An 11,451-nucleotide genomic window follows, 5' to 3' on the forward strand; every position below is an offset into this window, starting at 1 on the left:
GTCGTGAATCACGAATTGATTAAAAATTGTTAGGAAAGGGTGGGGGTGCTAGGAGGTATGTGAGAAGAAAAGAAGCACCCCCATAAAATATCAGGCGGCTTTTGTTGAGATTCTTTGTATCTCTCGTGCTATTTCTGTTAAGAAGCTTTCAACCGCTTGATTAGTCTCTTCAATGTGTTTGTCATCACGATAGATGCGTTTGATTTTCATACGAAAATGAGATGAATCGCCCGTAAAACGCGGGTCATAACTGACAAAATCACACCATTTTCGCTCTGTACAAGCCATTTGGAATTGCATTTGTGCAAGATATTCTGGTCTAATTTCGTTATCGATAATGAAACGCATATGATTAGTTGATCGAGGGCATTTGATTTCGATTAGACCCTCTTTATCAATAAGCCCATCAGGGCTTGCCCCCGCCATTTTGATTGTAGGGTGTTGAATAAAACCGCATTGAGTAACTTCAGTATCATAAATGAATGCATATTCTCTCAAGGCATCTTCTTCATGTTCAATACCCCATTTCATATCCTCGGTTTCATAATAGGGGCTTGTTTGCCCCGTTAGACGCTCTGTAATGAGTTTTATTTTATAGTCTTCATATTTGCTTGTAGGGGTTCCCTTTGCTGTTTTGCTGATAACGTTGTAAATGTTTGACGCGGTGACTTTACCTAAACGGGCTTGAAACCATTCTGCTGTTCTTTGTTCCATTTTACACCGCCATTTGTTGTTTGTGAGACGTTGGAGCATATTCAATATCTTGGATATGAATATATTCGGCATCTTGTATAAACGCGTCTGTTTGCTCTTGTTGGGGAAGAGATTGTAGCTCTGTTTCTCTTTGAATGTTTTTCTTTTTTTCCAACAGCCCCAAAACCTCTTGTGCTTTTTCACAAGACAGATCTGTTAATTTTTCTACATTTGCGTAAGAGAGAAGATTATTTTCATTTGTTCCGGTCTCTTTAATTAACTCTTTGATTTGTTCAAGCATGTCATAAGAAACAAGTTGTCCTTGTGTGGTGTTATTAATACGTTTAGCTTCGTCTTCTTCATAAATACCGGATAAACCGAAAGCATAACGCGCACATTGTATTGTGGCTTTATGACGTAACATACGAGCAGGGTATTTTTGCCAAGTGTCACTTTTTTGTTTGCATTCGTTTAAATATTCAGTGACTTCGATAGGGTCCTTAATGCCTTTGAGACGAATGGCACATTTAATGGCAATGATATTACCATCTTTATCGAGTTGATCTTGAAAGGTCATGCCATCAAAATGTGGATTAGATTTAATGATCTTAATCCAGCCATCAATAGAGACCACGGGTATAATGCCGCCACCTCTTTTAGGAAATGCATAGATTTCTTTGGTTAGTGGATTTAGACCATAAGTATTGGCAACAGAGATAAAAGCAGCAAATTCTTCATCAGAGAAGCGCTGATTAATACATGTTTTGATAATTGTTTTTCGAAATTCGTCATAAGAAAATCCATATTTATTAGCCATAACGGTTAGGGGTGAATTTGTCATGATTGTTGTCCTTTTAATGCATGTTTTGTCTTTTAAGCTCTTCAGACAGTACGCCCATGCCTTTAGTGGTAATTTTTGCAGCGGGTATGACTTTTTCTATCCCTGCTGTAGTTTGAATGGTATGTGTTGAACAATCCATTAGTCCTTTTTGAATTTTGTCTTGATAAGGCAACAAATTCGCCCCGAAAGTGCGTCTATAGACCCAACCTTTTTGCTGTAAGAATTGAATGAATTGTTTTGGTTTTATTTCGAGAACTTTAGCTGCTTCAGTAAGACCGAAGAGCCCATCAGAACGTTGTAAGCTTTCAAGAGCCATTGCTTTTGGTGTTAAATTTTCAATAATGCTGTCTTTTTGATCTATTTGCCCTTGCAAGTAGTGCAAAAAGCCAATCATAGCTTGTGGACTTGAATAATCGATTTGTTGTACTACTATTTGTGGTTTTGCTACCTGCTTTGCACGCTTTTCACATTCAATAAAGTATGCTCTCGCTTCATGCCCTTTATCATTACGCTCTATCATTGAAAGGTGTTTTGCCATATCTAAGGTAATGTGGTATTCTTTCATTTGTGCACCCCGGTAAAAATTTACCGCGGTTACAAAATCTATATTTTCACGAAATTTACACTCTTTAATGCGATTTTTTATCCAATTTCTAAATTCAGATTTTATCTCTAAAAACGCATGCAAATCACGTGCATTGACTGTTTGAACGATTTCCTTATCAATGGTTTGTTCTTTAATCTCTATGAGGGGGTTGTTCATGATGTGCTCCTATGCAGTCTGTTTAATTTTATTTTTGAGGTGCATTATGATAGCTGTCATTGTTTTGGGGTTCGAAAAATCGATTTGAGGATTAGCTGCTTGTTCTTTTAATTTTTTCCAATAATCTATAATTTTTGCGCGTAATACAGTATTGTAACCTAAAATGACAATAAGAGGTTCACGTTTTGGTAGATGGTAACAAGAACGGTTTTTACCTGTTGAATCTTTATATAATCCAGCAAAATTACTCGGGTCGATTTCAAGTTCGCTAAATACTTTACGAATATCACGCATAACATGATCATGCCGTTTATCACATAATTCTGCGATTTTACGACTAGACATGGTTGGAACGGTTTGTTGTTTAATTATAGTATTTTGAGTAGGGATAAAATTTTTCATGACAAACTCATATGAATTGGATTGGAAAAGAGGGGCGCTTTTAACGCCCTTCATAGTTTTTAAAGCACATCACAAGGACGCAAACGATGCTGTTTTTCATAAGAGCCATACATTTCATCTTCATATTCACGCCGTTTGATATCGTCTAAAAAAAAACCGTATGCGGAACTATGCTTAACAAAGTCGTGAGGAATATTGCCGTTAAAACAGTGTTCTTCGCATTCTTTAAGATAGAACTCTGCGATATCTTCAGAGATATCTTCGCACCGGTTAGTGGTTGGTTCGACACGGAAGATTTGAAGAGCATTATCGGTTTGGTCGATAAATTTGATAATTTCCTTTTCATCAAAGAAAGTACCATATTTAGCGAGATTTTGCTCTTCATTTTCACAGACGACTAAGAGAATTTCATCAGAATTTATAAACACAGGCTTGTTCACAACTACCTCCATTAAATTATCAAAATATTTAAACACATTTTGAAAAAAATACCTTGACATAGGTTTTTTTTTTCGGGGTATGATGTTGTGTATATAGGCATTATGCATATTAGTCAATAAAAAAATATGCATAAAGTATATTTTTTTTAAGAGACGCATAAAAAATTCTCTTAAAAAATTTTATTGATTAATATTTTTGAAAAAAGGAGAGGAGAAAGGAAATGAGTTGTGGAACTAGATAATAAGATAATGCAGCTAGTTTCTGCTTTTAGTCATGAAAGAAAAAGAGCTTTTATTTATTTTCTTCAGAATTTAGACGGCTTAAAAGGTGAAGAATTACTTCTTTATCTGGTTGACTTGTTGTTTGTAGCAGATCAATGATTTTTTCATCAATCGTTTGTACAAAATCAGGAACTGAAAAGATAGGTCCATCTCCTTCTCCAGTTAGTAGCCATCCTTCGCTAACTCTAAATGCGATTGCGTATTTTTTAGATGCGCGCGATATACCTCGGATTCCTTGTTCATGTTGTATATAACTAGAATAGTTCCATCCGAAATATGTAGCTGCTGCTTTTGCACTTTTGAAACCACGTGCCAAACGTGCTTTCATTAATCTAGAAGATTGATCTGTTATTTTATTGAGCATTTTTTGTCTTCCTATGTGTACTCATATTGCATGAAATTAGTATGCATTTCGACTTGACAATAAAGTTCTCATAACGCATATTTTTATTCATGAATAAGATAGAAGCAAAAAAATTAAGAAAACACCTTAATCTTACGCAGGACGAAATGGCTGCGTTATTAGGCGTTAACAAATCAACAGTATGGCGTTGGGAAAAAAATGGAGTTCCTTCCAGAGGGACAGTTTCTTATCTTTTAGAATCTTTATGGAATACACACATATCTACAACGTCAAAATTTACAAAAAAATCCAACGTTCATAACGCATGTGACAGTTTACAATCTTGAGGAGACCAAAATGAGTTTAAATGCAATTTTATCAATAGCGTTTGTTGTAATGTTGTTTATCAGTGCAGGGATATTGCGCTTTGCTTGGTATTATCGTGATCAGGTTAGAAATCTAAAAGAGGAGGCAAAAAAGAAGAAAAATGAATTTTTAAGGGAAACTGTAGAACTTACTCATGAACGTGATGCCGCCATTAAAGAGCAGAATAGAGCAGGTATGGAACGTGATGCTGCTATTGAAGAGAAAAGTAGGATTATTAATGTAGGTAATAGAGACATTGAAAATTATATCAATACCATAAAAACACATAATGAAACTATTAAAAAACGCGATCTTGTAATTAAAGAACTGGAGCAAAAGATAGATGAATATGATGCAAGCTTTAGACAGAAAAACGAAATTATAGATGCCTTAAAAGCAGATGTTCAATCACGCGACGAGGAAATTACAAAACTTAAACAAGAAATCATAGAACTTAAAGATAAGATTGTAGCAGTTGATCCAACTAAGAAGTACGAATTCACTGGTGAAATCAAAGAATACAAACACAGTGGTGAGAAAGGTGGCTGTACACATATTTTACACCGTATTCGCGCATTAAAAGACTTTGGAACCATTAAAAAAGGTGATTTAGGGGGCTGGATAGCGAAAGAGGGAAACCTTAGTCATGAGGGGGACTGTTGGGTTGGGGGCGAGGCTATGGTTTTTAATAATGCGCAAGTTTACTCCAATGCGCAAGTTTATGATAACGCACAGGCTTATGGAGAGGTCGTTATTGGTGGTAAAGCCAAGGTTTATGGCAAGGCGCGTGTGTATGAAAATGCAGAGATTTTGGGTTCATCACAGGTTTATGATGATGCACGTGTTTGCGGATATGCTACCGTTATTCAGAATGCACAAGTTCATGGCAAGGCACAAGTTTATGAAGAGGCATTCATTTATGGCACTGCGAAGGTTTATGAGAATGCGACTGTTTGTGGTGAGGTACGTGTTGCAACAGAAAATATTGGCGGTGGTACTTTAATGAATAGTGGAGAGAGGGCTGCTGGTAGTAAAAATGGCTCTTCTCAGAAGAAATGATACCGACAGCTATTTTCATGCCTACTAATTTTTATCTGCTCTATCAAGCTTATTACTTTTTTAAACTGGCACAAGAGCTAAGAGATGAAATAGAGGAAAAAATAATCTTATAAAACACACTATGTGTGGAGCGGCGTGGTGATTAATACGATTCTTTGTTTTGATCTAGGTACGAAGATGGGGTGGGCGATGTGCGCATGGAGTGGTGACATATTTAGTGGCACCGTTGATTTTAAATCCCGTCGTTTTGAAGGCGGCGGGATGCGTTATTTACGCTTTAAACAATGGCTTAATGAAATAAAGCATACAGCAGGTAGCATTGACGCGGTGTATTTTGAGGAGGTGAGGCGTCATGTTGGAACCGATGCAGCGCATGTTTACGGTGGTTTGTTAGCAACGTTAACAGCGTGGTGTGAAGATCATGAGATACCGTATGAGGGGATACCGGTTTGTACAATTAAGAAAGCGACAACAGGCAAGGGGAATGCGTCGAAAGAAGAGATGATAAAGGCAATGCGTGCAAAAGGACACGCGCCTTGTGATGATAACGAAGCGGATGCTTTAGCAATTTTACATTTAGTTAAAGAAAGGGAGAGCACGAATGATATCTATTAATAAAGTAGCGTGTGTAAAGTTTAGTACAGATAAGTTTTTAAAAGAGCTTATGGGTTTAAAAGCAACAGAAAAGGCAGTTTATACAACCCTTGTGTTGCTTATGAATGATAAGAAAGCGCCTCTTATCAATAATGCGTCTTATTTATCAAGTTGGTGTGGGTGTTCAGTAAGAACGTTTCAAAAGACATTAGAGACCTTAATAAGCACGGGTCATATTACGCGTTTAGAGAATGGTGGCTTATGGCATAAGTCACTCGCTTTTGATTTTGAGAGAGTAAACAAAGCTTCAGAGAACGCTTCGAGAGCAGCATTAGCAAGATGGGGTAAGAAAAGAGAGGAGGCAATGCATGTCAACTAAGTTGCCATGGACGAGGCTATTTTCTTCACAATGGATTGTTGATGTTAGTGGCATGAGTATAGTGGAGAAGGGTCTTTATATGACTCTTGTTTTATATATGTATGAAGAACGCCGCCCTATTATTGAAGATGCTCCAAAATTAGCACGGTGGGCTGGCTGTTCAGTAAGAATTTTAAAAAAGACATTAGACATCTTATTACGTGATGAGAAGATCATACGTTTAGACGATGGTCGTTTGTGGAGTTTAAAAGTTGAAGAAGAGCTTAATAACTGTAGTGAAAATTTAGATAAAGCTACAGAAAAGGCTTCCAAAGCAGCAAAAGCAGCAAAATTAAGATGGGATAAAAATAAAGATAAAAGTAATTATGATGTTAGTGCAATGCAAACGCAATGCGAACGCAATGCAAACGCAATGCGAAATGATGCCATTAACAATAACATTAACAATATATATAAAAAAATAAAACTATCATTTTATCAAAAAAAGAAACTGAATTTGAAGATTTAGAAACAAGCGATTTGGTTCAAGAGCCAATCGAGTGTGATGATGTTCAATCAGATCAAAACGCAACATCATCAGAAAACCAACCAATTATTCACGAGCAAAAAAGCGTTTCTAAGAAAGCCAAGCGGGTTAACACTGATCGAGGTTGTCGATTACCTGCGGATTTTGAACCCGATTACGATTTTGCAATCGAAGAGGGCTTGCCTCCAGAGCGTGTGAAAGTCGAAATCGCAAAATTTCGAGATTATTGGAATGCCAAGACGGGTAAGGACGCTAGCAAACGTGATTGGCAAGCAACATGGCGTAACTGGGTGAGAAATTCAAAAAATTACAAACAAGGAGAAAATTATGGAAAACAAACCAATTCTCAAACAGAACAACAGCGCGGCTGGAGTTATCGAGTTGCACAGCACATGTCCCATATCAAAAATTCAGATAGTGTGTACAAATTTTTATTCGAGGATGATGACAGAACCACCATTCCTTTGGAAAACGGGGCAAAAGCCATTGAGTGCAGAAGCGGAGAGAGTTACAGCATTGGTTACTGATGCTTTGCAAAAGCTTGAAAGAAAAGCAACTGAAGAAGAAATCCAAACAACGTTTCTTGTCCTTTCAAATGGTCTCAAAAGCCCCATGGGATCAGATGAGAAAGCGACGGCGCTTGCGTATCTTTACACTCTTGAAGGTATAAGCAGCTGGATATTGCAAACAGCAACAAAGAACGTTTTGAAAGGCAAAGCAGAGGGCTTAAACACAACTTTTATGCCATCAACAGCAGATTTTTATCGTTACTGCGAAAAGCTTGAAAGCGATATTCGTTACCAAGCAAATCGCATTCTTAAGAACCTTCAAAAGCCAGAAATCAAGAGCAAAAATCAAGAGGCGACGATATCATCAGACCGCTCAGAAAGCACCGAAAAGAGCCTTGAAGAGCTCTTAAATGGCATGGAAGAGGTTTTAAAGGGTATTGAATGATAAACAGCAAAATAGTGAAAAGTGCTGATCATTTTGTGATTAGATATGGGTTTAAACAGCCAAAAAGGTACCGTACAGAGCGATTTGAAGATTTTATGATGAAAACCATATTGAAACTTAAAACGCCACTGTACGGTCCAATTTGAGGCAAATAAACCCATAGGTAAAGTTATGGATTTAGATAGGGGAATTTTAAAACAGATGTTCTTAAGAAATCGTAAACAACCTATTCAAAAGAAGTTTGTTGCAACGGCGGTTGGATATGCCCCATGGGGAATGGGGGTTGCAGAGTATTTTTACAATCTTTACGAATATGATGATGGAATGAGGGAATATGAGGAATTTGAAGGCGGTCAGTATCATGATCATGAGATGCCTAACAAAATTGATTACAGTACCAAGGCTCAAGTGAAAGCGTGGATATACGGTGGTGATTTACCAAAAAGCGTATTGAGTTATGAACCGTTAATAGACGAGGTAAATATGAAAATTAAAGAACGTACAAAGAATGATTGTTTGATTTGTGAGATCACGAATGATGGTGAGAGAGGTTATCCATTATCGAGTGAAGAGATGGACAGAGAGCTAGAAAAAGCGCTTGATATTCAATTAGGTAAGCATCAAAATGAAAAAAAGTGAAAAAAAATAAAAAATACGTATTGACTTTAAAGCAAGGCTGGTTTAATAAGATTGGCAAGTGCTTCAAAATCACTTGTGAGTAGCGGATAGACCACGATAAGGTTTCTCCCATTTCTTTAAAATACTGGCTTTCTTTTATGCTGTCATCGGCATATAACGATTTATGTCGGGTGTAGCTATACCATATAAGACCCTTCGCGAGGGAAAAGTATAGCGGCGGACTATTCACCGTGTTTTTGAGCGCCCGGCGCCCTTATGGGGCGTCAATCAAAAACTTTTATTGAATAGAAAGAATTTCAAATGGAAAAAAATGAAATTAACATCACTACCGATTTCTTATGCGATTTGTGGATGGCAGTGTGTAAAGAAGTTAACACAGATCATATCCAATATGAATATTGCAGTGCTTTATTAGAACTCATGGCTGTTCTAGAAAAAGTTTTGGTTTTAAAATTACAAAACGAAATGCCTAATTTTACAAAAACTTTAGCAATCATTACAGATTTTGGTCGCTCAGGACCAATTCACTCAATAGCGCATCTTTTGAAAGCTTATAAACCTGATTTTGATAATGTACATAGCCTAAATAAGGCTGTTTAAATAATGGCGCGGGCGCGGCGGGGGCGCCTCTTTAAAACATCTCATTTTACAATTTAACGAATATTAGATTAGGGAGCTACCTATGACCGCTACAAATGTATCTAAAAAATATGAACTTACTGATGAAACTACAGAAGTTAAAGACCATTTCTATGGCAGAGTTAAAACACTTTATCGCATTAAAGCTTTAAGAAATTTTGGAAGTGTTAAAAAAGGTGATCTAGGGGGCTTTATTGAACATGAAGGTAACCTATCTCATGTGGGGAGTTGCTGGGTTGGGGACGATGCAAAGGTTTATAATGCTGCTATTGTTTGGGGGCATGCAAAGGTTTTTGAAAATGCAATAATTTGTGATGAGGTGTATGTTAATGGATTTGCAAAGGTTCATGGCAATGTACGTGCTTATGGGAGTGCAATTATTGGTGGCAGGGCACGTATTTTTGGAGATACGCAACTTTTTTCGGGGGCATGGGTTACAGGAAGAAAAGAGATTTCTACAGGTTTAATAACTTTTGGAGATAGGTAAAGACTGTAGATGAATTGATTAAAGCAGCTGCGTCATATTCTAAAAAATAGAATTAAAATAAAGCCGCGTCATTTAAGACACGGCTTTTGACTCCAAACGCAAATCTTTAAGTAATTTAGCGGCGTGTTGCTAATAAGACGGTAAAAGACCAATATACAACAACACCGCTTAAAGAAAACTTCGCCTTATAAGACAGACAAAGTATTTCAACATTTACAAATCCTTATTACACAAAACGTATAAAATCGCAAGCCTTAATATATAAAAACCGCATCAAAATGAATTGATACGGCTTTTATACACAAAACAATAATGAAAATTCATAATCAAATAGATCAATTTATAAAATACATAATTTGTGTATAAATGCAAGCTTGTTTTTATTCAAATTGAACTAATCAACATATTGTGCTATATTTAATACATGGAAAGCGTAAAAAACTTTCTTTTGCAACGTTATTACAGCGTTGTATTTTGAACCGTTCCTTAGGTTTAAAACGATATACTTTTTAAAAATCGCTACAAAAGAAGCCGTGTCTTTAAAGATGCGGTTTTTTTGTATCTCAACACTTGTGCTTTTACACATAATGTGCTATATTTCTGTGTGATTTGAGAAATTGAGGAAGGCCTTGTTATGTTTTTTACATAACAGGGTTTTCTTTTATACTAGCTATAGATTTTTATTACATTCAAATAATAAAGCCGCGCCCTTTATGAACGCGGCTTCTGTTTTGCAATGCATTTCTGTTATCGTTATTCGCAAGTTTACGAACGCCTCTTTTATTGCACAATAAACGTGTAAAATCGCAAGCCTTAATACATAAAAACCGCATCAAAATGAATTGATACGGTCTTTATGCTCAAAATAATTAACGATTCCAATAAGCGATTAGATTAATCACAATAAAAGAACATCTCTTTTATTGCACAAAACGTGTAAAAACGCAAGCAAATAAGTAAAATAAAAATGGGATTCATTCTTTAGATTCAGTGGTTTGTAATAAATTTCGTTTGTAATAACGCGCCATAATGTGTTATACTATCGTCAGTTGTGAGTTTGTTTTGTTTTTAAGTACCATTTTCCATAAAAGGATAGCAAACGAATGCTTAATAAAGTGATTTTAATTGGTCATTTAGGTGCAAATCCAGAAAGCAAAACAATGTCATCTGGTATCGAGGTGGTCAATTTTCGCATGGCAACGTCTGAAAGCTATACAGACAAGGCAACCAATAAGAAAATAGACAAAACAGAATGGCATTCTATTGTGGTGTTTAATCCACATCTTGCAAAAGTGGCTCTTCAGTATCTTAACAAAGGTATATTCGATACAATATCAAAAAACACAATAAAGTCAATAGTTTGTTTGCAATTATTTTATATGAATCCACTTAAGAATCCACACTTTTATACGTGATTCATTTGACCATTTTTTATAAACAATTGCCATGTATGAATAGACCATAAAAAGTAAATCACGATGTAAATATTATAACGCATGTGTGCATTCAAATGAAATGAAAAGCTGTTATCATTCATAACAGTTCATAAATTTTATGATACGTTTTTATCACTCAAAAATCGCATTGTTTTAAAATTCAATCGTTTGAAATTATCAATAACATAATCGCATGCATTTAAAGAATGGTATGTATTTTGCTCTTTTTTGAGCGAAACCTTAAAAGGAAAATAATCGTTTGAAACTTTTATAAGCTTATAGGTTTTAATTCATAAGGGGGCATAAAATATTTAAAGATAAGATCAGTTTTATAACCACGGTATTTTTTTACCGAGGTACGAAATAGCAGATATGAAATTCAAAACGTTATATCTTATGATCAAAAGCTTTTTTTGACGTATGCAAGCAAGCTATCAAAAGACGTTTTAAAAGTTATCGTTTAAAAATACAAAGTTAAATGGGGGTACCTATTAAGACAAAGATAAGCAAGCAAAATTCAAAATCGTTGTAATCTCAAAACATGGGATTTTACTCAATTTTTAGAAAAAACGGCATTGTTTAAAGAATGCTCTATTCTAAAGATAACG

14 protein-coding genes and 2 pseudogenes are annotated in these 11,451 nt (G+C 35.8%); 10 read left to right on the top strand and 6 right to left on the bottom strand.

Going from position 1 to position 11,451, the window contains the following annotated elements:
- Positions 1-90: 90 nt before the first annotated feature.
- The 6 genes from FNZ60_RS07035 to FNZ60_RS09730 all read right to left on the bottom strand — a co-directional run bounded on the left by FNZ60_RS07035 (position 91) and on the right by FNZ60_RS09730 (position 3,785).
- Entirely contained in the window at positions 91-714 is a 624-nt protein-coding gene (locus FNZ60_RS07035; RefSeq protein WP_142416916.1) for a lambda exonuclease family protein, read from the bottom strand.
- A 1-nt stretch (position 715) separates the two neighbouring features.
- Complete coding sequence (locus FNZ60_RS07040) at positions 716-1,534, bottom strand: recombinase RecT (RefSeq protein ID WP_142416917.1); 819 nt, start codon at positions 1,532-1,534, stop codon at positions 716-718.
- A 13-nt stretch (positions 1,535-1,547) separates the two neighbouring features.
- Positions 1,548-2,297, bottom strand: coding sequence for an antA/AntB antirepressor family protein (locus FNZ60_RS07045; RefSeq protein ID WP_142416918.1), 750 nt, complete (start codon positions 2,295-2,297; stop codon positions 1,548-1,550).
- A gap of 9 nt (positions 2,298-2,306) precedes the next feature.
- Positions 2,307-2,642, bottom strand: a complete 336-nt coding sequence (locus tag FNZ60_RS07050) for a Rha family transcriptional regulator (RefSeq protein WP_246054736.1) — start codon at positions 2,640-2,642, stop codon at positions 2,307-2,309.
- Between the two features lie 116 nt (positions 2,643-2,758).
- The gene (locus FNZ60_RS07055; protein WP_142416920.1) at positions 2,759-3,139 is read right to left on the bottom strand and encodes a hypothetical protein; all 381 of its coding nucleotides are present in this window, start codon (positions 3,137-3,139) and stop codon (positions 2,759-2,761) included.
- Positions 3,140-3,431: 292 nt separating this feature from the next.
- Positions 3,432-3,785: an XRE family transcriptional regulator gene (locus tag FNZ60_RS09730; protein WP_185913504.1), complete on the bottom strand. Its 354-nt coding sequence runs from the start codon at positions 3,783-3,785 to the stop codon at positions 3,432-3,434.
- 146 nt (positions 3,786-3,931) lie between these two features.
- On the opposite strand from FNZ60_RS09730, the gene FNZ60_RS07060 reads away from it, so the two are divergent.
- The 10 genes and pseudogenes from FNZ60_RS07060 to ssb form a co-directional block, all read left to right on the top strand.
- Positions 3,932-4,111 (top strand): helix-turn-helix domain-containing protein, encoded by a 180-nt coding sequence (locus tag FNZ60_RS07060; RefSeq protein ID WP_425456837.1) that lies wholly within the window; start codon positions 3,932-3,934, stop codon positions 4,109-4,111.
- Positions 4,112-4,121: 10 nt separating this feature from the next.
- The gene (locus tag FNZ60_RS07065) at positions 4,122-5,189 is read left to right on the top strand and encodes a hypothetical protein (protein WP_185913507.1); all 1,068 of its coding nucleotides are present in this window, start codon (positions 4,122-4,124) and stop codon (positions 5,187-5,189) included.
- A gap of 138 nt (positions 5,190-5,327) precedes the next feature.
- Complete coding sequence (locus FNZ60_RS07070) at positions 5,328-5,804, top strand: crossover junction endodeoxyribonuclease RuvC (RefSeq protein WP_142416922.1); 477 nt, start codon at positions 5,328-5,330, stop codon at positions 5,802-5,804.
- On the top strand, positions 5,791-6,162 hold the full coding sequence (locus FNZ60_RS07075) for a DUF1376 domain-containing protein (RefSeq protein WP_185913509.1): 372 nt from the start codon (positions 5,791-5,793) through the stop codon (positions 6,160-6,162). Before FNZ60_RS07070 ends, FNZ60_RS07075 begins: the two co-directional genes overlap by 14 nt.
- Positions 6,152-7,215: pseudogene (locus FNZ60_RS07080) on the top strand (DUF1376 domain-containing protein). The gene FNZ60_RS07075 and the pseudogene FNZ60_RS07080 overlap by 11 nt, the downstream one beginning before the upstream one ends.
- A complete protein-coding gene (locus FNZ60_RS07085) occupies positions 7,175-7,642 on the top strand; it encodes a hypothetical protein (protein WP_185913511.1) in 468 nt (155 codons plus the stop codon). The pseudogene FNZ60_RS07080 and the gene FNZ60_RS07085 overlap by 41 nt, the downstream one beginning before the upstream one ends.
- Positions 7,643-7,843: 201 nt before the next feature.
- Positions 7,844-8,281, top strand: coding sequence for a hypothetical protein (locus FNZ60_RS07090; protein WP_185913514.1), 438 nt, complete (start codon positions 7,844-7,846; stop codon positions 8,279-8,281).
- 300 nt (positions 8,282-8,581) lie between these two features.
- Complete coding sequence (locus FNZ60_RS07095; protein ID WP_142416925.1) at positions 8,582-8,881, top strand: hypothetical protein; 300 nt, start codon at positions 8,582-8,584, stop codon at positions 8,879-8,881.
- 82 nt (positions 8,882-8,963) lie between these two features.
- Positions 8,964-9,407 (top strand): bactofilin family protein, encoded by a 444-nt coding sequence (locus FNZ60_RS07100; protein ID WP_142416926.1) that lies wholly within the window; start codon positions 8,964-8,966, stop codon positions 9,405-9,407.
- 1,103 nt (positions 9,408-10,510) lie between these two features.
- Positions 10,511-10,726 (top strand): annotated as a pseudogene (gene ssb / locus FNZ60_RS07105) (single-stranded DNA-binding protein); the annotation flags it as partial.
- Positions 10,727-11,451: the final 725 nt, after the last annotated feature.

The organism is Bartonella massiliensis (genome assembly GCF_902150025.1).
In the GTDB taxonomy this organism is placed as follows: domain Bacteria; phylum Pseudomonadota; class Alphaproteobacteria; order Rhizobiales; family Rhizobiaceae; genus Bartonella; species Bartonella massiliensis.

Excerpts from the sequence above, each read along its gene's own strand:
- FNZ60_RS07035 (WP_142416916.1), bottom strand. The coding sequence starts at position 714 with ATGGAACAAAGAACAGCAGAATGGTTTCAAGCCCGTTTAGGTAAAGTC.
- FNZ60_RS07040 (WP_142416917.1), bottom strand. The coding sequence starts at position 1,534 with ATGACAAATTCACCCCTAACCGTTATGGCTAATAAATATGGATTTTCT.
- FNZ60_RS07045 (WP_142416918.1), bottom strand. The coding sequence starts at position 2,297 with ATGAACAACCCCCTCATAGAGATTAAAGAACAAACCATTGATAAGGAA.
- FNZ60_RS07050 (WP_246054736.1), bottom strand. The coding sequence starts at position 2,642 with ATGTCTAGTCGTAAAATCGCAGAATTATGTGATAAACGGCATGATCAT.
- FNZ60_RS09730 (WP_185913504.1), bottom strand. The coding sequence starts at position 3,785 with ATGCTCAATAAAATAACAGATCAATCTTCTAGATTAATGAAAGCACGT.
- FNZ60_RS07060 (WP_425456837.1), top strand. The coding sequence starts at position 3,932 with ATGGCTGCGTTATTAGGCGTTAACAAATCAACAGTATGGCGTTGGGAA.
- FNZ60_RS07065 (WP_185913507.1), top strand. The coding sequence starts at position 4,122 with ATGAGTTTAAATGCAATTTTATCAATAGCGTTTGTTGTAATGTTGTTT.
- FNZ60_RS07075 (WP_185913509.1), top strand. The coding sequence starts at position 5,791 with ATGATATCTATTAATAAAGTAGCGTGTGTAAAGTTTAGTACAGATAAG.
- FNZ60_RS07090 (WP_185913514.1), top strand. The coding sequence starts at position 7,844 with ATGTTCTTAAGAAATCGTAAACAACCTATTCAAAAGAAGTTTGTTGCA.
- FNZ60_RS07095 (WP_142416925.1), top strand. The coding sequence starts at position 8,582 with ATGGAAAAAAATGAAATTAACATCACTACCGATTTCTTATGCGATTTG.
- FNZ60_RS07100 (WP_142416926.1), top strand. The coding sequence starts at position 8,964 with ATGACCGCTACAAATGTATCTAAAAAATATGAACTTACTGATGAAACT.